At 63.5% G+C, this 23,232-nt stretch carries 19 protein-coding genes and 1 pseudogene; 10 read left to right on the top strand and 10 right to left on the bottom strand.

Going from position 1 to position 23,232, the window contains the following annotated elements; all coding sequences use genetic code 11:
* Positions 1-186 precede the first annotated feature (186 nt).
* From ACP691_RS17810 to gap, 10 genes and pseudogenes are all read right to left on the bottom strand, one after another.
* Entirely contained in the window at positions 187-1,701 is a 1,515-nt protein-coding gene (locus tag ACP691_RS17810) for a sigma-54-dependent transcriptional regulator (protein WP_426152004.1), read from the bottom strand.
* 75 nt (positions 1,702-1,776) lie between these two features.
* The gene (locus ACP691_RS17805; RefSeq protein ID WP_426152002.1) at positions 1,777-2,136 is read right to left on the bottom strand and encodes a DUF5064 family protein; all 360 of its coding nucleotides are present in this window, start codon (positions 2,134-2,136) and stop codon (positions 1,777-1,779) included.
* Positions 2,137-2,213: 77 nt separating this feature from the next.
* Positions 2,214-2,969: a methyl-accepting chemotaxis protein gene (locus tag ACP691_RS17800; RefSeq protein WP_426152273.1), complete on the bottom strand. Its 756-nt coding sequence runs from the start codon at positions 2,967-2,969 to the stop codon at positions 2,214-2,216.
* Between the two features lie 102 nt (positions 2,970-3,071).
* A pseudogene (locus tag ACP691_RS17795) lies at positions 3,072-4,097 on the bottom strand (HAMP domain-containing protein); the annotation flags it as partial.
* A 372-nt stretch (positions 4,098-4,469) separates the two neighbouring features.
* A complete protein-coding gene (locus ACP691_RS17790; RefSeq protein ID WP_426152271.1) occupies positions 4,470-4,880 on the bottom strand; it encodes a YbaN family protein in 411 nt (136 codons plus the stop codon).
* Between the two features lie 55 nt (positions 4,881-4,935).
* On the bottom strand, positions 4,936-5,547 hold the full coding sequence (locus ACP691_RS17785; protein ID WP_426152000.1) for a biliverdin-producing heme oxygenase: 612 nt from the start codon (positions 5,545-5,547) through the stop codon (positions 4,936-4,938).
* A gap of 47 nt (positions 5,548-5,594) precedes the next feature.
* Entirely contained in the window at positions 5,595-8,084 is a 2,490-nt protein-coding gene (locus tag ACP691_RS17780) for a TonB-dependent receptor (protein WP_426151998.1), read from the bottom strand.
* A 143-nt stretch (positions 8,085-8,227) separates the two neighbouring features.
* The gene (locus tag ACP691_RS17775) at positions 8,228-9,181 is read right to left on the bottom strand and encodes a FecR family protein (RefSeq protein ID WP_426151996.1); all 954 of its coding nucleotides are present in this window, start codon (positions 9,179-9,181) and stop codon (positions 8,228-8,230) included.
* Positions 9,182-9,191: 10 nt separating this feature from the next.
* Positions 9,192-9,725 carry an RNA polymerase sigma factor gene (locus tag ACP691_RS17770; RefSeq protein ID WP_426151994.1) on the bottom strand — a complete coding sequence of 178 codons (534 nt, stop codon included), beginning with the start codon at positions 9,723-9,725 and terminating at the stop codon, positions 9,192-9,194.
* Between the two features lie 74 nt (positions 9,726-9,799).
* Positions 9,800-10,801, bottom strand: coding sequence for a type I glyceraldehyde-3-phosphate dehydrogenase (gap, locus tag ACP691_RS17765; RefSeq protein WP_426151992.1), 1,002 nt, complete (start codon positions 10,799-10,801; stop codon positions 9,800-9,802).
* A gap of 261 nt (positions 10,802-11,062) precedes the next feature.
* Here gap and edd point away from each other — a divergent pair, with 261 nt between their 5' ends.
* From edd to ACP691_RS17715, 10 genes are all read left to right on the top strand, one after another.
* Complete coding sequence (gene edd / locus ACP691_RS17760; RefSeq protein WP_426151990.1) at positions 11,063-12,889, top strand: phosphogluconate dehydratase; 1,827 nt, start codon at positions 11,063-11,065, stop codon at positions 12,887-12,889.
* Entirely contained in the window at positions 12,886-13,842 is a 957-nt protein-coding gene (locus ACP691_RS17755; protein ID WP_426151988.1) for a glucokinase, read from the top strand. The genes edd and ACP691_RS17755 overlap by 4 nt, the downstream gene beginning before the upstream one ends.
* A 54-nt stretch (positions 13,843-13,896) precedes the next feature.
* Positions 13,897-14,616, top strand: coding sequence for a response regulator (locus ACP691_RS17750; protein ID WP_426151986.1), 720 nt, complete (start codon positions 13,897-13,899; stop codon positions 14,614-14,616).
* Between the two features lie 34 nt (positions 14,617-14,650).
* On the top strand, positions 14,651-16,051 hold the full coding sequence (locus tag ACP691_RS17745) for an ATP-binding protein (RefSeq protein ID WP_426151984.1): 1,401 nt from the start codon (positions 14,651-14,653) through the stop codon (positions 16,049-16,051).
* Between the two features lie 130 nt (positions 16,052-16,181).
* Positions 16,182-17,420 carry an AGE family epimerase/isomerase gene (locus ACP691_RS17740; RefSeq protein WP_426151982.1) on the top strand — a complete coding sequence of 413 codons (1,239 nt, stop codon included), beginning with the start codon at positions 16,182-16,184 and terminating at the stop codon, positions 17,418-17,420.
* Positions 17,421-17,540: 120 nt separating this feature from the next.
* Positions 17,541-18,815, top strand: coding sequence for an ABC transporter substrate-binding protein (locus ACP691_RS17735; RefSeq protein WP_040261217.1), 1,275 nt, complete (start codon positions 17,541-17,543; stop codon positions 18,813-18,815).
* Positions 18,816-18,886: 71 nt separating this feature from the next.
* Entirely contained in the window at positions 18,887-19,801 is a 915-nt protein-coding gene (locus ACP691_RS17730) for a carbohydrate ABC transporter permease (protein ID WP_040261216.1), read from the top strand.
* Positions 19,794-20,639 (top strand): carbohydrate ABC transporter permease, encoded by an 846-nt coding sequence (locus ACP691_RS17725; protein ID WP_040261215.1) that lies wholly within the window; start codon positions 19,794-19,796, stop codon positions 20,637-20,639. Before ACP691_RS17730 ends, ACP691_RS17725 begins: the two co-directional genes overlap by 8 nt.
* Positions 20,640-20,643: 4 nt before the next feature.
* Complete coding sequence (locus ACP691_RS17720; protein ID WP_426151977.1) at positions 20,644-21,804, top strand: ABC transporter ATP-binding protein; 1,161 nt, start codon at positions 20,644-20,646, stop codon at positions 21,802-21,804.
* A gap of 69 nt (positions 21,805-21,873) precedes the next feature.
* Complete coding sequence (locus ACP691_RS17715) at positions 21,874-23,232, top strand: carbohydrate porin (RefSeq protein WP_426151975.1); 1,359 nt, start codon at positions 21,874-21,876, stop codon at positions 23,230-23,232.

The raw sequence follows: 23,232 nt of genomic DNA, 5'->3' as shown, positions 1-23,232 counted from the left end.
TGAGTGCGTATTGCAATATGGTTGCCAACCCGGGCAACCCCTTGTTTTGCTAGGCTTCGTAAAAAGGTGAAGCGGCTTTGAAGTTCGGCTGTCTTGAAAGCTTTACAGGTTCCACCGCCAAGCCCAGCATTATCAGCCTGTCAGGCTGTATCGAATTCAATACACCGTAAAGAAATCGTGACAGTATCAGGCGCTGGGCGCGTGGGGAATACCGTACTTGCGCAAGCGATTGGCAATGGCCGTATGTGAGGTTTGCAAGCGGGCCGCCAGCAGGCGAGAGGAGGGATAGTCGACGTAGAGCCGTTCCAGCAGCGCGCGTTCGTAGTCTTCGACGGCTTGCTCCAGGCTTTGGATGTTCCGCTCATGGGTCTGGGCCACGGACGTTCCCGCGATGTCCAGGTCGCCAATATCCACCAGGCTGCCTTCGCAGATGGCTGCGGCGCGGAAGATCACGTTCTGCAGTTGGCGCACGTTGCCGGGCCAGCGGTTGCCCAGCAAGGCGGGATAGGTGCCGGGAGCCAGGCGGCAAACGGGGCGGCCGATCTGGGCGCAGGCCTGGCGCATGAACCAGCGCGCAAGCAGGAGAATGTCCTGGCCACGGTCGCGCAGAGGCGGCACGTCCAGGTTGAGCACATTGAGACGGTAGTAAAGGTCTTCACGGAAGCGTCCTTCGCTGACCATCTTGCCCAGGTCCCGGTGCGTGGCACTCAAGATCCGCACATTGACCTTCACCTCGCGTTCGCCACCTACCCGACGGAAAGTGCCGTCATTGAGAAAACGCAGCAGCTTGGCTTGCAGGTAGGGTGACATCTCGCCGATTTCGTCGAGAAAGACCGTGCCTTGGTGTGCCAGCTCCATCAGCCCTGGCTTGCCGCCGCGCTGGGCGCCGGTAAAAGCGCCGGGCGCATAGCCGAACAGTTCGCTTTCAGCCAGGTTCTCCGGAAGCGCCGCGCAATTGAGCGCCAGGAAAGGAGCCGCGTGGCGCGCGCTGGCCGCATGGCAGGCCCGGGCGACCAGCTCCTTGCCGGTGCCCGTTTCGCCCTGGATCAGCAAGGGCGCGTCCAGGGTAGCGATGCGCTGGGCCCGGACCTTGAGCTGGCGGATGGCGGTCGACTCGCCGAGCAAGGCTTCGAAGCCCTCGGCATGGTCGTGGTGAAGGGCTGCCAGGCGTTCGCCGATGCGGTGCGGCGGGTAGAGGGTGAGCAGCGCGCCGGCATGGGGAATGGGCGTGGCGTCCAGCAGGAGGGTTTCGCCCTGGATGGCCACTTCCCGCAAGGGCAGCCGGAAGTCCTGTTCGAGCAAGGCAGCCAACAGATTGGGATCATCGAACAGGTTTTGTACCGACAAGCCCGCGGGTTCGCTGCCATGCAGCGAGACCATCGCCGGGTTGGCCAGCAGCACCGTGCCTTGGGTATCCACCGCCAGCACCGGATCACTCATGGCGGCCAGCAGTGCATCAAGCTGCAAGTGTCGACGCTGCCCCGGCAGCATGTCTACAACGGTCACCGCACGCACGCCGGCCACGCTGAACAGCGCGTCGCGCAGCTCATCGAGCACGGCCGGGCTCAGCGTCGGCGCGTCGATGTACACGTTGGGAGGCACCATCTCGACGGCATCCAGGTTCAGGTTGCGCGCGCCTAGCAGGGCGAGCACTTCCTGGGTAATGCCGACGCGGTCTTGGAAGCTGACATGAATGCGCATGAGCGAAGAGGTGCGAAGCCGCTGAAGTCGCGGATTATGCCCGCTGGCGTCGGCCGAAGGAACCGGGCCGGGCGCTCAGGCCTTGCCCAGGTGCCGCGCATCCACAGGGTCGCCGCAATGGCGTCCGAGCTTTTGCTGGATATCGGCGAACATCTCGTCGTACTGCTTGTGCAGGCTGATGGGCACGACCTGGGTGGCAGGCAAACCATGACGACGGGCCAGATGGTCGATGCTACTGGCGAAGTTGAAGGCCAGGTCCGCCGCCAGGTCGAAGCTTTCGTCCACAGGCTGGCCGGCGATATGACCGGTTACCTGGAAATGCATCGAGGGCCCGTCCTGGCTGCTCGCTGGGGCATAGGTAATGATGAGTTCATAGGCTACGTCCGGCGGTTGGACGGGACTATGCTCCAGATGCAGGCGGCCGGGCTCGAACATGGTGAGGGTCCTGAATGCACACGCCCCGGATTGTCCGGGGCGTGTGGGGCAGCATAGACCCTTATGGCGGGATTGGGTCAGACCTTGAACTGATCCATCAAGCGCATCTGCTGGCTGGCCAGGGCATTGAGCTGGCTGCTCACCTGCGCCGACTCGGTGGCCTGCTCAGTCAGGGTCTCGGTCACCTGGCGAATGGCCGATACGTTACGGTTCACTTCCTCGGCCACCGCGCTTTGCTCCTCGGCCGCGCTGGCGATCTGCAGGTTCATGTCGCTGATCACGCCCACCGCCTCGCTGATGCGCGCCAGCGCCGACGAAGCCTGGAGAATCTGCGCGGCGTTTTCCTGAGCCTTGCCCTGGCTCGAATGCATGGTCGAAACCACGTCGCGGGTCGCGCTCTGGATGCGCTCGATCACGTGGCGGATTTCCTCCACTGAATCCTGGGTCCGCTTGGCCAGATTGCGCACTTCGTCGGCCACCACGGCAAAGCCGCGGCCGCTGTCGCCGGCGCGAGCCGCCTCGATCGCTGCGTTGAGCGCGAGCAGGTTGGTCTGCTCGGCGATACTGCGGATGACCTCGAGCACGGTGCCGATCTGTTCGCTGTTCACCGCCAGGGTTTCCACTTCGCTCACAGCCTTGCTGACTTCCACGGCCAGGCCGTTGATATCCTGGGTGCTGCGCTCGATGATGGTCATGCCGTCCCGGGCCGACTGGTCCGCGCCCCTGGCCGCAGTGGCAGCGTTGGAAGCGCTGCTTGCCACTTCCTGGGCTGTCGCGCTCATCTGGTTGGAAGCGGTGGCGACCTGGTCGATCTCGCGGAACTGTACCTGCATGCCTTCGCTGGTCTGCCGGGCGATTTCCGAAGACTGGTCCGCCGTGGAGCGCGCTTCGGTGATGCTGGTCTTGATCTGCGCGATGGTCGGCTGCAGCTTGTCCAGGAAACGGTTGAACCAGCTGGCCAGCTCGCCCAGTTCATCCTGGCGGCTATACCGGATGCGGCGGGTCAGGTCGCCTTCGCCACTGGCGATGTCCTTGAGCATCAGCGCCACGTTAGTGATCGGCCGGGTCACGCCCGAGGCGGTCAGCCACAGCAGCACCAGCCCCAGCAGCCCAGCCAGCACAGCCACCATGAGGGTTTGCAGAGTGCCGCTGGTTTGCGCGCTGTCGAGCATGTCCTGCAGCTTGAGGGCGTCGGCCAGCAATACCTGGCGTGGCAGATCAATGGCCACGCCCCAGGCAGGGGCGCCTTCTACTGGAGTAACCGGGTACACCGCGCGGATCAGGTCGCCCCGGGCGACCACCTTGGCGGTACCACCCTGCACCAGCTGGAGAATTTCCTTGCCTTCTTCGCCCAAGCTGGCGTCGATGCGCTTGCCCAGGCTGTCGGCAGCATCGCTGTTGGCCGCCAGGATGCCCTTGCTTGAAAGCACCATGATATGCCCGGCGCCGTCGAACAGCTCGGCCTTGGCCTTGGCGGCGCTGACCTGCAGCGAGTTCAAGGCCAGGTCAACCCCTGTGACGCCGACTACCTTGCCGCCTACCCGAACGGGTATGGCGATGGTGGTCATCAGCAGGGTCTTGCCATTGATGGTGTCGGCATAGGGTTCGAGCAGGCACAGCTTGCCGGTCTGCAGGGCGCAGGTGTACCAGGTGTTGTAAGGCAGGCCGCTGGCGTTGATTTCGTTTCTGACCAGATCGTCTTCATCGATGGCGGTGTTGCTATCGCTGCCGTCATAACGGCTCCAATAGCTGCCGAAGCGGCCGGTTTCGTTGGAACCATGGCTCAGGTCGCCAACGAAGCTAGCGTCCTGACCATCGAAGGCGTCTTTTTCGAATACAGCCCACACGCCCAGCACATCGGGATTGCGCTTGAAGCCCAACTCCAGGGCGCGATTGGCTTCTTCACGCACGGCTGCCTTATCCAGGCCGTGGCGGGGTCCGGCTCCGCTCAGTTGCCCCATCTGCTCAGCCATGTCCTGGGCCAGGGTAAGGTCCGCGCTGTAGGTTTTCTGCAGGGTAGCCGCCTTCTCCGCGGCCTGTGCCAGCAGCAGCTTCTCCACGCTCCGAGTCAGCATCTCTTCGCTGAAGGCGCCCACCATATGGTTGTTGGTACGGGCCTGATACAGGTTCATGCCTACCACGGTTGCAACCACGGCGATCAGGCAAAGCCCGGCCAGCAGGACGATCTTCAAGCGTATGGAGAGGGACTGGAACATGGAATGGGCTCGCGATAAGTGGCACGGCAGAGGGCGAATGGCCCTCCCAAGCCGACATTCGGCTACCTCATCGCATCGACTGGCCAGGAAAGATCTTGAAGATTTTCCGACGATCGGTCACCGGTTTTGGGATCCTTTCGGCGCTTCGGGCCTTGACCAGATCCAAAGATTGACCAATACCATGCCGCCGATGGCCGCGTAGATAGCCCAGTAGTGGCGCAGCGTCAGCCACATGATGATGGCGCAAGCGAGCATGCTTGCCGTGGCCGCCCATTTCGCCCGGCGGGTAATGATCTTGCCGTTGCGCCAGTTCCGAATGATCGGCCCGAACACGCGATGGTTTTCCAGCCAGGCGCTCAGCCGCGGCGAACTGCGAGTAGCCGCCCAGGCGGCGATAAGAATGAATTCGGTCGTGGGCAGGCCAGGGATGAAGATCGCAACTATGCCGATGCCCACGCAGACATACGCCAGAAGTGCGTAGAGCAGGCGGGCCAGACGGGAACGGGGCGCTGGAGGCTGGGTGGTCATCGACACCGGACATCGGTCAGGCCGGGCCACGCCTGAGGCGGGCCCGGTGGTGAATTCAAGCCTGTGCATCAGCATAGGCCGCTTGCAGCAAAACGGTGAAGCGTGTGAAAGCCGCTAAAGCACCGGCGTCGGCCAGCCTTTCTTCGGCTTCGGACAGGCTCAGGGCATCCAGGGTTTTCACGAAGGCCTTCCAGCCAGCGGCACGGCCGCCTTCGGGTTCGGCCAGGTGACGCGCGCCCTTTTCCGCGGACAGGCCCAGGGCTTCGGCCCGCTTGTAGAGGAAAGCGGCGCCGAGTTTCGACCCTTCGGAGACAAAAATCCAGCCCAGGGCTTCAGCCACGCTCAGGTCGGCGGGTGCGCCTGGCACCGCCACAGGGGGGCGCACGCCAAGGTCGGCGAGGTCCGCCAATGCCTGATCGACCCGGCAGCGTTGGGGCAGGCCGGGAAAGAGCGCTGTCAGGCGTTCATCGTTGTAAAAGGGCGCCAGCTCGGCCTGGAACAGGTACTGTGCCCTCAGAAATCGGCCAAAGCCTTGCAGGGTATCGAAAGCTGCCTTGGCCTTGACCAGGGCGTCGAGGGTTTCGTGGGGCGCGCGCGTGACCTGGCTCAAGCGCTGGGAGCGGGCGGCGCGAGTGGTTGGGCTGGCAGGGGCTGTCAGAGCGTTCATGGCGAGTCTCGTCAATGAGGGGGCCGCCGGGGCGGCCCCGGGTTGCGTTAGATGTTCCACACCAGGTTCACCGAGAAATTCCGGCCTGGCTGGGTGAGTCGGTCCAGGTTGGCCGGGGCGGTCACCGCCGCCTCGCCCACGCTGTCGTAGCCGCGTACGTTGTCCCACAGCCAGTATTTCTTGTCGGTGAGGTTGTAGAGCCCCGCGTTGAGGGTCAGGTCTTCGCTGATCTGGTAGTAGCCGGTCACGTCCAGGGTGCCAAAGCCGGGGGTCCTGAAAGCGCTGCCGCCGTCCGGGGCGTTGAGGCTGCTTTCGTCCACCCTGTCCTTGCGCCTGACCAAGGTCCAGCTCAGCAGCCCGCCATAGCGCGGCTGCTCGTAGCCCAGGCCGAGCACACCGGTGAGCGGGTTGATGCTGTTCAAGGGTTGGCCTGTGTCGTCATTGCGGCCATGGGCCCAGGCTACGGAACCCTGGGTGTAAAGCCCTTCGGGCGCGCCGAAGCGGTCCAGGTTCAAGCGGCCCTTGGCCTCGGCGCCGCGGATGGTGGCGTGCCTGATGTTCACGCTCTGGAACGTCTGCTCGTCGTAGCCGGCCTGGAGGCGATTCTCATCGATGAAGTCTCGGTACTTGTTATAGAAGACCGCCACTTCATAGCTGCCCGCGTCGAAATAGCCGCGCAGCCCGGTCTCCAGGCTTCGGCTCTTTTCCGGTTCGAGATTCGAATTGGGCTCGACCCGGTAGCCCCCTGCGCGGTTTTCGAAGCGGCCATACAACGCCTTGGCGGTAGGCGTGCGGAAGCCTTCTGCATATTGCGCATACCAGCGCGTTTCCTCGCTCAGGGCATAGGTGAGGCCAAGCTTGGGCGACAGCCGATGCCAGGTCTTGCGCTCAGCGCTGACAGGATCGGTGGGGTCGAGGGTACGCAGGAATGCCTCGGTCAGGTGAGGGGTAAGCCGCGTGTAGTCGTAGCGCGCGCCCGGCAGGAAGGTCCATTTGTTGTAACGGATCTCGTCTTGTGCGAACAGGCTGAACGTGTCCACGGTAGGGTTCGGAAAATCGCTTTCCGGCGCCAGGTAGTCAGCGCTGCTGCCAGCGCCTGGCGTGCAACCCCGGCCAGCGGCGACGCAGATGCCATAGCCGCTGCGCAACCCGCTGACCTTCTGCCGCTTCAGGGCAGTGCCGTAGGTGAGGTCATGTTCAGTGTTGCCAACGGAGAAAGCCTTTTCCAATTGGCCGTCGAACACCCACTGGTGTTCCTTGTAATAGGTGTCCCGGTGCCGGAGCACTTGCCGGGTGAAAGGCACGTAGAGCTCGTCTGTCTGCTCGTCCGTTTTGGCCAACTGGTAGTTCAGGCTCCACTTGGCCTGGTCAGCGAACAGGCTGTTGAGCCCCATGTCCTGAGCGATGCCGAAGCGTTCTCGGCTGACGCTGTCGTCGATGCTTCGCCAGCGGTACATGCCCAGGCCGGCGCCGTTGGTGAAGGGGCCACCGTAAGCGCTTTTCATATTCCCTTCGGTGTTGCGCTGGAAGTTTTCATAGGTCAATACCAGGCGACCCTCGTCCGCGTAGTTCCAGCCGGCCTTGACCAGAACATTGGTGGTACTGACATCTTCCGGGTTGGCTGCCGTACGGCTCAGGCCGGTGCCATGATTGCCCCCGTAAGATTCGGTTTCATGGCCATCGCGCCGGCTCAGGTGCAGCAAGCCATCGAAATCGCCGTGCCGGCCAGCCACGGTGGCGGACTTGAGCCAGCTGTTGTCCTGGGAGCTGTAGCCTGCCTTGAGGCGGGCACCGGCGTCCTTGCCCGGCTTGAGGATGTCCTCGGCATCCAGCGTGTAGTAACTCACCGCGCCGCCAATGGCGCTGCTGCCATAGAGCGCGGAATTCGGGCCCCGGACGATTTCCGCGCGCTTGAGGATTTCCGTGTCGACGTAGTCGCGCTGGGTCTGGGCGTAAGGGCCGAAGAAATAGCTGTCGGGCACGCTGACGCCGTCCACCTGGGTCAATACCCGGTCGCCATCGATGCCGCGTATATTGAAGCCGGTCAGGCCGGCGCGCTGCCCGGTGCCGCCCACGCTCACGCCCGGCTCGTAACGCACCAGCTCCTGCAGCGTGTCGACGCTATCGCGATCCAGGGCCTCACGGTCGGTAATGCTGACACTGGCCGGCACCTCGCTGGTGGCTTGCGCGCGCCGGGTGGCGCTGATGCTGATCGGCGCCAATTGCACAGCGCCTTGCCTTTCCAGAACCACGGATGCCGGGGCAACCTTGCGAAAGGAAAGACCGGTACCCGTAAGCAGCCGGGCCAGCGCTTGCTCCGCTGGCAGTCGGCCGTGCACATCGGCCGAGGCAAGGCCTTCGCCGAGTTCCGCTGGCAGGCCGAACTGCCAGCCTGTCGCACTACTGAAGGCGGTCAGCGCGGAAGAAAGTGGCTGGGAGGGAATGGCGAAATCCCGCGGGTTGGACTCGGCCACCGCCGGGGCACAGAAGGCAGCCAGGCAGGTCATGGCTGCGCTGGGAAGAAGAGAAGGGTGCATGAAAGCTCCGTCTTGATGCGAATAATTAGCATTGGCAAAAAGACGAGACGAACCAGCCTGTAAATCGCGTAAAAAAACTTGTGCCGCCGTCTAGCGGCAAGGCCCGGGTCGAGCCGCGGCGAAATTGAAGAACAGCGTCCGGATCAGTTGAGGATCATCAGCGCTGGCCATTCTCGCAGGCTGGCGGAAGTGACCTGGGCAAGGGCCCGCAATACAGCAGGCGGATCTTCGACGCTGTAGTTGCCCGTTACCCGCCGCTCATCCAGCGAGGCGCGCGTATTGAGAATCCAGCCGGGGTAATAGCGGCTCAGGTCGGCCAGCACCTCCCGCAGGGGGCGGTTGACGAACACCAGGCGACCATTGAGCCAGGCCAGGTCCTGCTCCGGTTGCAGCCGCGTCGGCGCCTCGAAGCCTGAGCGGCCCAGCCCGACACTCATGCCCGCGGACAAGCTCAGGTTTTCATGCTGGTTGCTGCGCAGGTCGACCCGGCCGCGTTGGACATGTACCCGGGCCTGGCCGTCCAACCAGCGCACCGTGAACGCACTTCCGTTGGCCTGTGCCAGCAGGGGACCGGCGCGCAGTTCGAGCGGGGCGCCACGGCTGGGCACGTCGAACCAGGCCTCGCCCTGCAGCAGTTGGGCGGCGCGTGCGTTGGGGCCTGCCTGGGCGGCCAGGGCTGATTCGGTATTGAGTACCACCTCGGTACCATCGGCCAGGTTGAAATGCTGCCGCTCGCCAATGCCGGTCATGTGATCGGCCTCCAGGCGCAAGGGCAGTTTGACCAGGGCCGCGACCCCGAGCACCAGTACGGCGGCGAGCGCCAGTCGGCGCCAGGGCAAGCCCGACACTGGCGTCTTTCGCGGCTTGGGCAGGGGAGTTGGCGGTGGCGCCGCCAGCCGGGACGCGGCCGTTTCCATCTCCGGGGCGGACCAGGCAGCACTGGCCTGGGCATAAGCGTCCAGGTGACCAGGATCCTCGGCCAGCCAGGCGTCAAAGGCCTGGCACTGGGCTGGCGTTGGGCATTGCAACAGGATCATCCAGTCCACCGCTTCCTGCAGGGCCTGTTCCGCTGACGCGGGCCGGAAGGAAGTGGGCATCAGCGAGTCCTCATGAAGATGGTTTGGAAACGGTCATTGGCTGCCGGGTGGCCTCCAGGCATAACAGCATGATCAACTTCAGTTCTTTCTGAACGGTGCTGGCCGAAACGCCCAGGGCGTCGGCGATCGCCAGGTAGCTCTGGCCATGGACACGGCTGCGCACGAAAATATCCCGCTGGCGCGGTGTCAGCCGTTGCAAGCTGGCTTCCAGGCGTTGCAGCAGGCGCTGCGCGTGGGCGGCGTCTTCCGCGCTGCTGCGTTCTTCAGGCACGGCCTCCAAGGCTTCAGGCGGCAGGGTATCGTCCAGGGTACGGGCGTGTCGACGCTGGGCGCGGAGATGATCCAGGGCCAGATTGCGGGCGGTCTGGAAAACGAACGGCTCCAGATGCTCTATAGGGCGCTCCGTCAAGGTGCGGGACACCCGGAGCCAGGTTTCATGAAGAAGTTCTTCGGCGATGCCCCGGTTGCGGACAATGCCTTGCAGGGTGCGCAGCAGGCTCAGGCGCTGGCCGAGAAAAACGGTGTTGAAGCGTGACTGTCTCACAGGACGACCTAACCGGGGCGACGGATGATAATGCTTCTCATCCACGCCCGAGGTCAAGACGATGCAGGCATCCTTTACTTGGCGTTACAAAGGGCCAGGCAGTTGTCCAACATGCGGTTGGAGAAGCCCCACTCGTTGTCATACCAGGCCATTACCTTGAGCATCCGCCCGCTGACCTTGGTGTGATTGGCGTCGAAGATGGATGACAGGGGATTGTGATTGAAATCGCAGGACACCAGCGGCAGTGAATTATAGCCCAGCACCTTGGAGCCCTCCGCGGCGGTTTTGAGCAGCTGGTTCACTTCGTCGGCGGTCACGTCACGCTTGACGTTCAGGGTCAGGTCCACCAGAGACACGTTGATCACCGGAACCCGTACCGCCATGCCGGTGAGCTTGCCGGCCAGCTGCGGCAGCACCAGGCCCACCGCCTCGGCGGCGCCGGTCTTGCTCGGGATCATCGAGTGGGTGGCCGAGCGGGCGCGGAAGGGGTCGCTGTGGTAGACGTCGATCAGGTTCTGGTCGTTGGTGTAGGCGTGGATGGTGGTCATCAGGCCCTGTTCGATGCCGATTTCACGGTCCAGCACCTGGGCCACGGGTGCCAGGCAATTGGTCGTGCAGGACGCGTTGGAGATCACCTGATGGGCCGCTGTAAGAATGTCGTGGTTCACCCCAAAGACCACGGTGGCATCGGCGCCCTTGGCCGGAGCCGAGATGATCACCTTGCTGGCGCCAGCCTGCAGGTGCGCGGCGGCCTTGTCACGGCTGGTGAACAGACCGGTGCATTCGAACACCACGTCGACCTTGTGGTCTTTCCAAGGCAGCTCAGCAGGATTGCGAATGGCCGATACGGCGATACGGTCGCCGTTGACGCTCAAGCCCGCCTCGTCATGTTCGACGGTGGCATCGAAGGTGCCGTGGACAGTGTCATATTTGAGCAGGTGGGCATTGATGGCGCTGTCACCCAGGTCGTTGATTGCGACGACCTGCAGGTCCTGGCGGTAGCCTTGGGTATACAGTGCACGGAGGATGTTTCTTCCGATGCGGCCGAAACCGTTGATTGCGATGCGAATGGTCATTGGCATTACCTACTGTCAGATTGTGGAACGTCTCCGCCGAGGTCCGAATCACGAAATCTGTTTTGTTGTTGGAATTACAAGATTATTCGCATAGAAATAGAAAACAAGCCTTTTTGATGGCAGAATTTTGTTTTATCTACAACGCGTGACCGGTACGGCTCTGTCTTTTGATCGACCCCTGGCCCTGAAGTTGAAAGTTTCCACGCCAGTCGATTCACTGCGTTGCCCGAGAACGGTCCTCTCCTGAGCCTGGAGTCCTACATGCATCCCCGCGTCCTCGAGGTTACCCAACGGCTGATCGAACGCAGCCGCCCCACGCGTGAGCGTTACCTGGCCATGATTCGCGCGGCCGCCACGGAGGGGCCTCAGCGCGGCAAGCTCCAGTGCGCGAACTTCGCCCACGGCGTAGCCGGTTGCGGTGCCGAGGACAAGCACCAGTTGCGCATGCTCAACGCGGCCAACGTGGCGATCGTCTCGGCCTACAACGACATGCTGTCGGCCCACCAGCCCTACGAGCGCTACCCCGAGGTCATCAAGGCGGCCCTGCGCGAGATGGGCAGTGTCGGTCAGTTCGCCGGTGGCGTGCCGGCCATGTGCGATGGAGTCACCCAGGGCGAGCCAGGCATGGAGCTGTCCATCGCCAGCCGGGAAACCATTGCCATGGCCACCGCCGTGGCGCTGTCGCACAACATGTTCGACGCTAACCTTTGCCTGGGCATCTGCGACAAGATCGTGCCCGGCCTGATGATTGGCGCGCTGCGCTTCGGCCACCTGCCGACCATCTTCGTGCCCGGTGGGCCCATGCCCTCAGGCATTTCCAACAAGGAAAAGGCCGATGTGCGCCAGCGCTATGCCGAGGGCAAGGCCACTCGCGAAGAGCTGCTGGAATCGGAGATGAAGTCCTACCACGGCCCGGGCACCTGCACCTTCTACGGCACCGCCAACACCAACCAGCTGGTGATGGAGGTCATGGGCCTGCACCTGCCGGGCGCCTCCTTCGTCAACCCCAATACGCCCCTGCGCGAGGCCTTGACCATCGAGGCGGCGCAGCAGGTGGTACGCATCACCAAGGCGAGCGGCAACTTCATGCCGCTGGGCGAGGTGGTGGATGAGCGTGCCCTGGTCAATGCCTGCGTGGCGCTGCATGCCACCGGGGGCTCGACCAACCACACCCTGCACCTGCCGGCCATGGCGATGGCGGCCGGCATTCAGCTGACCTGGCAGGACATGGCCGACCTCTCCGAGGTGGTGCCGACCCTGTGCAATGTCTATCCCAACGGCAAGGCCGACATCAACCATTTCCAGGCTGCCGGAGGCGTGGCCTTCCTCGTGCGCGAACTGCTGGACGCCGGCTTGCTGCACGAGGATGTGAATACGGTGATGGGCAAGGGCATGCGTGCCTACACCCGCGAGCCTTTCCTGGATGACGGTCGGCTGGTATGGCGTGACGGGCCGGCGGCCAGTCTGGACGAGGCGGTCGTGCGGCCAGCGACGCGGCCCTTCTCCAGCGAAGGCGGGCTGCGCGTGATGGAGGGCAACCTGGGCCGAGGCGTGATGAAAGTGTCCGCCGTGGCCCCGGAGCACCGTGTCGTCGAGGCTCCGGCCCGGGTATTCGAGGACCAGCAGCAACTGGCTGATGCCTTCAAGGCCGGCGAGCTGGACCGTGACGTGGTCTGCGTGGTGCGCTTCCAGGGGCCCCGCGCCAACGGCATGCCGGAACTGCACAAGATGACGCCCTTCCTGGGCGTATTGCAGGATCGCGGCTTCAAGGTCGCCCTGGTTACCGATGGACGAATGTCAGGTGCATCGGGCAAGATCCCGGCCGCGATCCATGTATGCCCGGAAGGGGTGGACGGCGGGGCGCTGGCGCGTGTGCGCGATGGCGATATCATCCGCGTGGATGGCTCGACCGGCACCTTGCAGCTTCAGGTGGACGTGGCCGAGTTCGAATCCCGCGAAGCCGCGGTGCCGACAGTGGATAGCAGCGTGGGCTGCGGTCGCGAATTGTTCAGTTTCATGCGAGTGGCGTTCAGCTCGGCCGAGCAGGGCGCCAGCGCCTTTACCTCGGCTTTGGGAGCCCTTAAATGACATTGGCACTGGTAGGCGACATCGGCGGCACCAACGCCCGTTTCGCCCTGTGGGAAAACGACGCGCTGCGTGCGGTCCAGGTGTTTTCCACCGCGGATTTCACCAGTCCGGAACAGGCCATCGCCAAGTACCTGCGTGACCAGAACCTGGCCAAGGGCGCAGTGAGCTCCGTTTGCCTGGCGGTCGCCGGGCCAGTGGACGGCGATGAATTCCGTTTCACCAACAACCATTGGCGGCTCAGCCAGAAAGCGTTCTGCGCCACCCTGGACGTTCAGCGCCTGCTGCTGATCAACGATTTCACCGCCATGGCCCTGGGCATGACCCGGCTGCGCGACGGTGAATTCCAGACGGTGCGCCAGGGCCGCGCCGATCCCCGTCGCCCTGCGGTGGTCATCGGCCCCGGCACCGGGCTGGGCGTGGGCACTCTGCTCAACCTCGGCGAAGGGCACTGGATGGCCCTGCCAGGAGAGGGCGGCCATGTGGATCTGCCCGTAGGCAACGAGCGGGAGGCTCGGATCCGTCAGCATATCCAGAACGACATCGGTCATGTGAGCGCCGAGACCATTCTCAGCGGCGGTGGCCTATTGCGTCTGTACGAAGCCATCTGTGCCCTCGATGGCCATGCGGCCAAGGCCAGTCAGCCTGCCCAGGTGACCGAGCTGGCCCTGGCTGGCGATGCCGTGGCGGCGCTGGCTATCGACCAGTTCTGCCGGTTCCTCGGGCGGGTGGCAGGCAATAACGTGCTGACCGTCGGAGGTCTTGGCGGGGTATATATCGTCGGCGGGGTGATTCCCCGTTTCATCGAACTGTTCCTGGCCAGCGGCTTCAACGAGAGCTTCGCCGACAAGGGCTGCATGAGCGGCTATTTCGGCCAGGTGCCGGTGTGGGTGGTAACGGCCGAATTTTCCGGACTTATCGGTGCCGGCGTGGCCTTGCGGGAAGGGCCGCGGTAAGCGTCTAATCACCCTCGAACGGGCGATGACCCGTGCTCAGGGGGAACCACTGCTTTGACCACTGCCGGCAAAACCATTCTCCTGGTCGACGACGACCAGGAAATCCGCGAACTGCTGACCGCCTACCTGGGCCGTGCCGGCTTCCAGGTCCAGGCGGTCGGCGATGGTCGAGGTTTTCGCGAAGCCTTCAATGCCTCGAGCGTGGACCTGGTCATCCTCGATATCATGCTGCCGGATGAAGACGGCTTCAGCCTCTGCCGCTGGGCCCGACAGCATCCACGCCAGGCCCAGGTGCCCATCATCATGCTCACGGCGAGTTCCGACGAGGCTGATCGCATCGTCGGCCTGGAACTGGGCGCGGACGACTACCTGGGCAAACCCTTCAGTCCCCGGGAACTGCAGGCGCGGATCAAGGCGCTGTTGCGGCGTGCCCAATTCGGCAGCGAGCGTGCCGGCGAACTGCTGGCCTTCGATGACTGGCGCCTGGACGTGGTCAGTCATCGACTGTTCCATGTGGATGGCGAAGAAGTGATCCTCTCGGGCGCCGATTTTGCGCTGCTCAAGCTGTTCCTCGACCATCCGCAGCAGATCCTCGACCGCGACACCATCGGCAACGCTACCCGGGGTCGTGAACTGATGCCTCTGGACCGCATCGTCGACATGGCTGTCAGTCGTCTGCGCCAACGTTTGCGGGACACCGAGAAGCCCCCTCGGCTCATTCGCACAGTGCGTGGCAGTGGTTATCTTCTGGCGGCCAACGTTGTTACGGCTTAGACGACCACCGCTGCCACGGTCCCTGCTGGGGCGCATGCTGCTGTTGACCCTGCTGGCGGTGTTGCTGGCGCAAACCCTCTCTAGCGTGATCTGGCTGTCGCAACTGCGGGAGACCCAGCTCGAGGGGCTGGTGACCAGTGCGCGTAGCCTGGCGCATTCCATGTCCGCCAGTGTGAGCTACTTCCGCTCGCTGCCATTGGCCTATCGTCCCCTGGTGCTGGACCAGCTGCGTAGCATGGGAGGTACCCGCTTCTTCGTCTCGCTCAACGACAAGCCGCTCAGCATGCGGGTAATCGGGCCCAGCCCCCGGCGCCAGGCGGTGATCGACGCGGTGGCTGCCGTACTGCATCAGCAACTGGGCGAGCAGGTGAGCCTGACGGTGCAATTCGTGACGCCCCAGGACCTGCGGATCTTCAATAGTGGGCTGGCGCTGGACGACCTGCCACGATCCTGGGCCCACTATGCCTTGACCCTGGAACCGGTGAACCCGCCGGTCATGGTCACCCAGATTCGCCTGGGCGATGGCGAATGGCTCTATATCGCCTCCCTGCTGCCCGAGCCCTACACCAGCCTCGACGAAGAAGGCCTCCCCGCCCAGCAGCTGCTGTTCATCGGCCTGACCAGCCTGTTCCTGCTGGTGTTCATCGGGCTGTTGGTGCATTGGCAGAGCCGCCCGCTCAAGCGCCTGGCGCGCGCGGCCCGTGAGCTATCCCTGGGCGCCGAGCCGGAAAAGCCCCTGGTGGAGGGCGGCGGCAGCGAGGTCGTGGAAGTCAGCCGAGCCTTCAATGCCATGCGCGAGCGCATCAGCCGATACCTGACGGAGCGCAGTCAACTGTTCAGCGCCATCTCCCATGACCTGCGCACGCCTATCACACGTCTGCGCCTGCGAGTGGAACTGCTGGAGGACGAAGCCTTGCACACGCGCTTCAATCGGGACCTGGACGAACTGGACATGCTGGTCAAAGGGGCGCTCCAGTGTGTCAAGGACACGGACATCCACGAGAACATCGAGCGGGTAGACCTCAACCAGGTGCTGGACTGCCTGGTCGAACCCTACATGGCGACGTCGGGCAACGGCCGCATCACCCTCAGCGGTCAGGCCCGCCGCGCCTACCGCGGCAAGCCCCTGGCGCTGAGGCGGTGCATGGGCAACCTGATCGACAACGCCTTGAAATATGGCGAGCGAGCGCACCTGTTCGTGGAAGACTCGGCCAAGGCGTTCGTGCTGCACGTGGACGACGAAGGCCCCGGCGTACCGGCGCAGCGGCTCGAAACCGTATTCGAGCCCCATGTGCGCCTGGCTACCAACCAGCCGGGTTACGGGCTGGGCCTGGGCATCGCTCGCAACATCGCCCACAGCCACGGCGGGGAAGTGAGCCTGCGGAACCTGCCGCAGGGAGGGCTAAGGGTTACGCTGTATCTACCACGAACCTGATTCGGCCCGAGCGCATCGAGGCCTTCCAATCGTCACCGAGCGGTGACGCGGCCTTGCGCCTTCGTTACCCGGCATCCGCTTGCGCTTGGGTACACTCCTGACGCGAACAATAACAAGTCGAAGGATCCTCATGGAAAAACCTGACCCTATCTTCAGCAGCTGGCTCGACTCACCAGCGCACCGCCAATGGCGTCTGGACGAAGCCTGGCGGCTGGCTCGCTTCGCCAAGGCCGCGCGTCTGGACGAGGGTTTCGGCCCCTTGGATGACGAGGGGCGGCTGGCCGATGACCGAGCCCAGACCCTGATCACCACCCGGATGACCCACAGCTTTGCCCTGGCCCACTTGAGTGGCCTGCCGGGTTTTGGCCCGCTGGTCGAACATGGCGTGCGGGCATTGCTGGGAACCTTGCAAGACCAGACCCATGGCGGCTGGTTCGCCCAGGCCCAGGGGGAGGGGGACGATGGCAAGGCTGCCTACCTGCACGCGTTCGTGGCCCTGGCCGCCAGCTCCGCCACGGTGACCGGCTGCGTTGGTGCTCAGGCCTTGCTCACTGAAGCGGTGAGAGTGATCGATACTCACTTCTGGCAGGAGGGCGAAGGCGCCATGGCCGAAGCCTACGACCGCGCCTGGAGCGTCCCGGAAGCTTATCGGGGCGCCAACAGCAACATGCACAGCGTGGAAGCCTTCCTGGCCCTGGCCGACGTTACCGGTAACCCGTTGTGGCTGAAGCGCGCGCTACGTATCTGCGAGCGGCTGATCCGTGACCATGCCATGAACAACCAGCATCGGGTGATCGAGCACTTCGACCAACATTGGCAGCCTCTGTTGGATTACAACCAGGCGCAGCCGGCAGACCCCTTCCGGCCCTATGGCAGTACGCCAGGGCACGCGTTCGAGTGGGCCCGCTTGCTGCTTCACCTGGAAGGCGCCCTCCAACGCCGCGGGCTGGACGCTCCGCAATGGCTCCTGGACGCGGCCCGCCAGCTGTTCGCCGCCGCCTGTGGCAGCGCCTGGGCGGCCGATGGCGCGCCTGGCCTGGTGTATACCCTCGACTGGCAAGACCAGCCGGTGGTACGCCAGCGTATGCACTGGGTCCATGCCGAGGCCAGCGCGGCGGCGGCGGCCTTGCTGATACGTACGGGAGAGCGCCACTACGAGGACTGGTATCGACGCTACTGGGACTTTACCGAGCACTATCTGATCGACCGCACGCAAGGCAGCTGGTATCACGAGCTGGACGAGCAGAATCGTCCCAGCGCCCAGGTGTGGGCCGGCAAGCCTGACCTTTACCATGCACTGCAGGCCGTTCTACTGCCTGGCCTGCCTTTGGCGGTAAGCATCGCCAGCGCCTTGGCAGGCCAGGGTTAATGTCACGACTTGGTGACATTTGAGCATCGTTTCGTTACCTGGCGCGCTAATGACCTTGCCTAAACTGCATCCAGCGCAAGCGCCAGACTTGCTACGGCATAACAACAACAAGGAATTCCGATGAACGCGATCAATCGCCTCGCCGCTGTCATTTCCCTCGCCACGCTCGCGCCCTTCGCGGCACAGGCCGCCGACGGCAAAGGCACTATCGAAGTTACCCACTGGTGGACCAGCGCCGGCGAAAGCGCGGCCATGGACGTTCTGCGCAACCAGGTCAAGGCCGATGGCTACGCCTGGAAAGACAACGCCGTGGCCGGCGGTGGTGGTGCCGCCGCCATGACCGTGCTCAAGACCCGCGCAGTGTCCGGCAACCCGCCAGGAGCCGCGCAGATCAAGGGGCCGGATATCCAGGACTGGGGCTCGCTGGGCCTGCTCACCGAAGACGGCCTGGATGACGTCGCCAAGAGCGAAGGCTGGGACAAGCTGCTGTCCCCGACCGTGGCCCGGATCGTTCAGTACGATGGTCACTACGTTGCGGTGCCGTTCAACATCCACCGGGTGAACTGGTTGTGGATCAACCCGGAAGCCTTCAAGAAGGCAGGAATCGACAAGGCGCCTGGCACCCTCGATGAACTCTTCGCCGCCGCCGAGAAGCTCAAGGCCGCCGGCATCACGCCGCTGGCCCATGGCGACCAGCCATGGCAGAACGCGACCGTGTTCGAAGACATCGTGCTGGCGGTCATGGGGCCTGAAGGCTTCCACAAGGCCTTCGTTGAGCTGGACCAGGGCACCCTGACCGGCCAGAAAATGGCCGACTCGTTCGCCGCGCTGAAGAAGCTTGCCGGCTACATGGACCCTAACCGTGGCGGCCAGGACTGGAACCAGGCCACCGCCCAGGTGATCCAGGGCAAGGCGGGCATGCAGGCCATGGGCGACTGGGCCAAGAGCGAATGGACCACCGCCAAGAAGGTGGCCGGCAAGGACTACCAGTGCATTCCGTTCCCGGGCACCGCGGGCAGCTATACCTATAACGTCGACTCCCTGGCCATGTTCAAGGTCAAGGACGCAGGTACGGTGGCGGCCCAGAAGGACGTGGCCAAGATTGCCCTGGGTACCCACTTCCAGACCGTGTTCAACCAGAACAAGGGCTCGATCCCGGTCCGTGGCGACATCGACATGAGCCAGTTCGACAGCTGCGCCCAGGCGTCGCGCAAGGACTTCGACGAAGCGAGCAAGGGTCAGGGCGCTCAGCCGAGCATGGCACATAACATGGCGACCAGCCTGGCTGTGCAGGGCGCGGTGTTCGACGTCGTAACGAACTTCATCAACGACAAGAACGGCGACCCCGCCTCGGCGGCCAAGAAACTTGGCGCCGCGATCAAGTCCGCTCAGTAATCGCTACCCGCCGCTGGGCCGTCCATGCATGGGCCGGCCCCACGGCCTTGCCTTCAAACGAGATCGATTCAATGACTGCTGTCGCTGCGTTGCCGCGAAAGGCCCCGTCGGCCCTGGATCGCCTGCAGGCCTGGCTGCCACGGCTGGTCCTGGCGCCGAGCATGGTGGTGGTTCTGGTGGGCTTCTACGCCTACATAGGCTGGACTTTCCTGCTGTCGTTCACCAACTCCAGCTTCATGCCCAGCTATAAGTTCGTAGGCCTGGCCCAATATGCCCGGCTTTGGGAAAACGACCGCTGGTGGGTGGCCAGCAAGAACCTGCTGGTGTTCGGCGGCCTGTTCATCGCTGTCAGCCTGGTGGTCGGCGTGTTGCTGGCCGTGCTGCTGGACCAGCGCATCCGCCGTGAAGGGTTCATCCGCACCATCTTCCTCTATCCCATGGCCTTGTCGATGATCGTCACCGGCACGGCCTGGAAATGGCTGCTGAACCCGGGCATGGGCCTGGACAAAATGCTGCGCGACTGGGGCTGGACAGGCTTCACCTTCGACTGGCTGATCAACCAGGACCGCGTCATCTACTGCGTGGTGATCGCGGCGGTGTGGCAGGCCTCGGGCTTCGTCATGGCCATGTTCCTGGCTGGCCTGCGGGGGGTGGACAGCTCCATCATCCGCGCTGCCCAGGTCGACGGCGCCAGCCTGCCCACCATTTACCTGAAGATCGTGCTACCGAGCCTGCGTCCGGTCTTCTTCAGTGCCTTCATGATCCTGGCCCATATCGCCATCAAGAGTTTCGACCTGGTGATGGCCATGACCGCTGGCGGCCCAGGCTATTCCTCGGACTTGCCCGCGGTATTCATGTACTCCTTCACGTTCAGCCGCGGCCAGATGGGCATGGGGTCGGCCAGCGCCATGCTGATGCTGGCGGGGATCCTGGCGATCCTGGTGCCTTACCTGTATTCGGAGCTGCGAGGCAAGCGCCATGACTAGTGCCACCCTCAAACCGGGGCTGACGCCCAGCCGCATCCTGATCTACCTGGTGCTTATCGGTGCCTGCCTGTTGTACCTGGTACCACTGGCGGTGATGCTGCTCACCAGCTTCAAGACACCCGACGATATCAGCAACGGTAACCTGCTGAGCATTCCAGAGGCTTTCACCACCATTGGCTGGAGCAAGGCCTGGTCGTTGGTCAATGGCTACTTCCGCAACTCGGTGGCGATCACCGTGCCGGCAGTGGTGATCTCAACGGCGGTTGGCGCCCTGAACGGCTACGTGCTGTCCATGTGGCGTTTCCGCGGTTCGCAATTGTTCTTTGGCCTGCTGCTGTTCGGCTGCTTCCTGCCGTTCCAGACGGTGCTACTGCCGGCATCCTTCACGCTTGGCAAGCTGGGCCTGTCCAACACCACGGCTGGCCTGGTGCTGGTGCACGTGGTCTACGGGCTCGCCTTTACCACGCTGTTCTTCCGTAACTTCTATGTCAGCGTGCCGGAAGCCCTGGTCAAGGCAGCCAGGCTGGATGGGGCGGGGTTCTTCACTATCTTCGGTCGCATCCTCCTGCCGATGTCGATCCCGACCATCATGGTGTGCCTGATCTGGCAATTCACCCAGATCTGGAACGACTTCCTGTTCGGCGTCGTCTTCGCCAGCGGGGATGCCCAGCCCATCACGGTCGCGCTGAACAACCTGGTCAACACCAGCACCGGGGTCAAGGAATATAACGTGGACATGGCCGCGGCAATGATCGCCGGGCTTCCGACACTGCTGGTGTACATACTGGCGGGCAAGTATTTCCTGCGCGGGCTTACGGCCGGCGCGGTCAAGGGGTGAGCACATGGCAACGCTTGAACTGCGTAACGTAATCAAGAGCTACGGCAGCGGCCTGCCGGACACGCTCAAGGACATCCAGCTGTCGATCGACTCCGGGGAGTTCCTGATCCTGGTCGGCCCTTCGGGCTGCGGCAAGTCCACCCTGATGAACTGTATCGCGGGCCTGGAGAACATTACCGGTGGCGCCATCCTGGTAGACGGCACCGACATCAGTGGCATGAGCCCGAAAGACCGGGACATCGCCATGGTGTTTCAGTCCTATGCGCTCTACCCGACCATGACTGTCCGGGAAAACATCGCCTTTGGCTTGAAGATCCGCAAGATGCCTGCCGCGGAGATCGACCAGGAAGTGGCCCGAGTGTCCAAGCTGCTGCAGATAGAACACTTGCTGACCCGCAAGCCGGGCCAGCTGTCCGGCGGGCAGCAGCAGCGGGTGGCCATGGGCCGTGCCTTGGCCCGGCGCCCGAAGATCTACCTGTTCGACGAGCCGTTGTCCAACCTGGATGCCAAGCTGCGGGTGGAGATGCGTACCGAGATCAAGCTGATGCACCAGCGTCTGCGCACCACCACGGTATACGTGACCCACGACCAGATCGAGGCCATGACCCTGGGTGACAAGGTGGCGGTGATGAAGGACGGCATCATCCAGCAATTTGGCACGCCGAAGCAGATCTATAACGACCCGGCGAACCTCTTTGTGGCAAGCTTTATCGGTTCGCCACCGATGAACTTCATCCCGCTGCGCTTGCAGCGTCGGGGGGATGGCCTGGTCGCTGTGCTGGACAGTGGCCAGGCACGCTGCGAACTGCCACTGGGCCTGAGCGAGGCTGGCCTGGAAGACCGCGACGTTATTCTGGGTGTCCGCCCGGAACAATTGATCGTTAACGGGGAGGCGGGTAGCGCCTTCCCAGGTGTTCGCGCGCAAGTCCAGGTGACCGAGCCTACCGGGCCGGATACCCTGGTATTCGTGACCTTGAACGACACCAAGGTGTGTTGCCGGGTGGCACCGGACGATGCGCCGGCGGTGGGGGAAGTACTGGAGCTGCGTCTGGATCCGGGCAAGGTCTTGCTGTTCGACGCGGCCAGCGGCGAGCGGCTGGGGCTGCAAGCCGCCACCGCGGGGCAGTCGTATGACGAGAAGGTGGCCGGTATCGGCGGCCGCTGAGCCAGGCGGATGCCAACATCCGCCGCACAACAAGAGTTCGTATAACAATAAAACGAGGGTAGCCAGGGAATGAACAAGCAAAACACCACCAAAGCGACCACACTGCGGTTGGCGCGTCAGCTGTCGGTGCTCGGCGCCATGGGCTTGGCGACCACCGCCTATGCCGCCAAGCCGTATGACGCGTCCCAATACGCCACAGGTGACTGGGGCGGCCTGCGTCATGAGCTGTACGACAAAGGCTATGACTTCATGTTCGAGTATGTCGGCGAGGCGGCCACCAATCTCAACGGTGGCTACAACGACGACCGCACCGCCCGCTATTCGGACCAGTTCGCCCTGGGCGTGCAACTGGACCTGGAAAAGATCTTCGGCTGGCATGGCGCCGAGTTCAAGCTGGCGATCACCGAGCGTAGCGGCCGCAACATCAGCAACGACCGGATCGGCGATCCGCGTGCTGGCACCTTGAGTTCCTCCCAGGAAGTCTGGGGCCGTGGCCAGACCTGGCGCCTGACCCAGATGTGGGTCAAGCAGACCTTCCTGGATGACAAGCTGGACGTGAAATTCGGCCGCTTCGGCGAGGGCGAGGATTTCAACAGCTTCCCTTGCGACTTCCAGAACCTGGCGTTCTGCGGCTCGCAAGTGGGTAACTGGATCGGTGACATCTGGTACAACTGGCCGGTCTCCCAGTGGGCCCTGCGCGTGAAATACAACATCACGCCTGAGTTCTACGCGCAGATCGGCGCCTATGAGCAGAATCCGTCCTACCTGGAAACCGGCAACGCCTGGAAGCTCAGCGGCAGTGGGACCAAGGGCGCCATCATTCCGGTGGAAGTGGTGTGGTCGCCATCGGTCAATGGCCTGCCGGGCGAATACCGCCTGGGCTACTACTACAGTACCGCCAAGGCCAACGACGTGTCCGAAGGCGAAGATGGCCAGTTGCAAGCCAGCAGCGGCGGCGCCTACGCTACCCACAGCAGCAAGCATGGCTGGTGGATCGTTGCCCAGCAGCAGTTGACCGCCCATAACGGTGACGCCAGCCGCGGCTTGAGCGTGTTCGCCAACGCCACCGTGCACGACAAGGCCACTACCGTGGTAGACAGCTACCAGCAGGTTGGCCTGGTCTACAAGGGGCTGTTCGATGGCCGTCCGAAGGATGACATCGGGGTGGGCATCGCCCGCATCCATGTCAACGACGACGTATCCGACAACGCTCGCCTGGCCAACGCCCTCAGTGGCATCCAGGACTACGACAACCCAGGCTTCGTACCAGTACGCGGCAGTGAATACGATGCCGAGATCTACTACGGCTTCCATGTCACCAACTGGCTCACCGTGCGTCCCAACCTGCAGTACATCAAGCGCCCAGGCGGCGTGGATGAAGTGGACAACGCCCTGGTCGCAGGCCTGAAGGTACAGTCCAAGTTCTAA

Origin of the sequence: Pseudomonas sp. DC3200b2 (genome assembly GCF_049895785.1) — a bacterium.
Classification (GTDB): domain Bacteria; phylum Pseudomonadota; class Gammaproteobacteria; order Pseudomonadales; family Pseudomonadaceae; genus Aquipseudomonas; species Aquipseudomonas massiliensis.
The sequence above is the reverse complement of the archived record's forward strand: the minus strand, read 5'-3'. Positions and strand labels throughout refer to the sequence as shown.

What these genes read in the sequence shown, in the direction of transcription:
- ACP691_RS17730 (WP_040261216.1), top strand. Translation starts at nt 18,887, where the DNA reads ATGACTGCTGTCGCTGCGTTGCCGCGAAAGGCCCCGTCGGCCCTGGAT.
- ACP691_RS17800 (WP_426152273.1), bottom strand. Translation starts at nt 2,969, where the DNA reads ATGCAGGTACAGTTCCGCGAGATCGACCAGGTCGCCACCGCTTCCAAC.
- gap (WP_426151992.1), bottom strand. Translation starts at nt 10,801, where the DNA reads ATGACCATTCGCATCGCAATCAACGGTTTCGGCCGCATCGGAAGAAAC.
- ACP691_RS17805 (WP_426152002.1), bottom strand. Translation starts at nt 2,136, where the DNA reads ATGTTCGAGCCCGGCCGCCTGCATCTGGAGCATAGTCCCGTCCAACCG.
- ACP691_RS17755 (WP_426151988.1), top strand. Translation starts at nt 12,886, where the DNA reads ATGACATTGGCACTGGTAGGCGACATCGGCGGCACCAACGCCCGTTTC.
- ACP691_RS17740 (WP_426151982.1), top strand. Translation starts at nt 16,182, where the DNA reads ATGGAAAAACCTGACCCTATCTTCAGCAGCTGGCTCGACTCACCAGCG.
- ACP691_RS17735 (WP_040261217.1), top strand. Translation starts at nt 17,541, where the DNA reads ATGAACGCGATCAATCGCCTCGCCGCTGTCATTTCCCTCGCCACGCTC.
- ACP691_RS17715 (WP_426151975.1), top strand. Translation starts at nt 21,874, where the DNA reads ATGAACAAGCAAAACACCACCAAAGCGACCACACTGCGGTTGGCGCGT.
- ACP691_RS17785 (WP_426152000.1), bottom strand. Translation starts at nt 5,547, where the DNA reads ATGAACGCTCTGACAGCCCCTGCCAGCCCAACCACTCGCGCCGCCCGC.
- edd (WP_426151990.1), top strand. Translation starts at nt 11,063, where the DNA reads ATGCATCCCCGCGTCCTCGAGGTTACCCAACGGCTGATCGAACGCAGC.
- ACP691_RS17745 (WP_426151984.1), top strand. Translation starts at nt 14,651, where the DNA reads ATGCTGCTGTTGACCCTGCTGGCGGTGTTGCTGGCGCAAACCCTCTCT.
- ACP691_RS17775 (WP_426151996.1), bottom strand. Translation starts at nt 9,181, where the DNA reads ATGCCCACTTCCTTCCGGCCCGCGTCAGCGGAACAGGCCCTGCAGGAA.
- ACP691_RS17810 (WP_426152004.1), bottom strand. Translation starts at nt 1,701, where the DNA reads ATGCGCATTCATGTCAGCTTCCAAGACCGCGTCGGCATTACCCAGGAA.
- ACP691_RS17720 (WP_426151977.1), top strand. Translation starts at nt 20,644, where the DNA reads ATGGCAACGCTTGAACTGCGTAACGTAATCAAGAGCTACGGCAGCGGC.
- ACP691_RS17780 (WP_426151998.1), bottom strand. Translation starts at nt 8,084, where the DNA reads ATGCACCCTTCTCTTCTTCCCAGCGCAGCCATGACCTGCCTGGCTGCC.
- ACP691_RS17790 (WP_426152271.1), bottom strand. Translation starts at nt 4,880, where the DNA reads ATGACCACCCAGCCTCCAGCGCCCCGTTCCCGTCTGGCCCGCCTGCTC.
- ACP691_RS17725 (WP_040261215.1), top strand. Translation starts at nt 19,794, where the DNA reads ATGACTAGTGCCACCCTCAAACCGGGGCTGACGCCCAGCCGCATCCTG.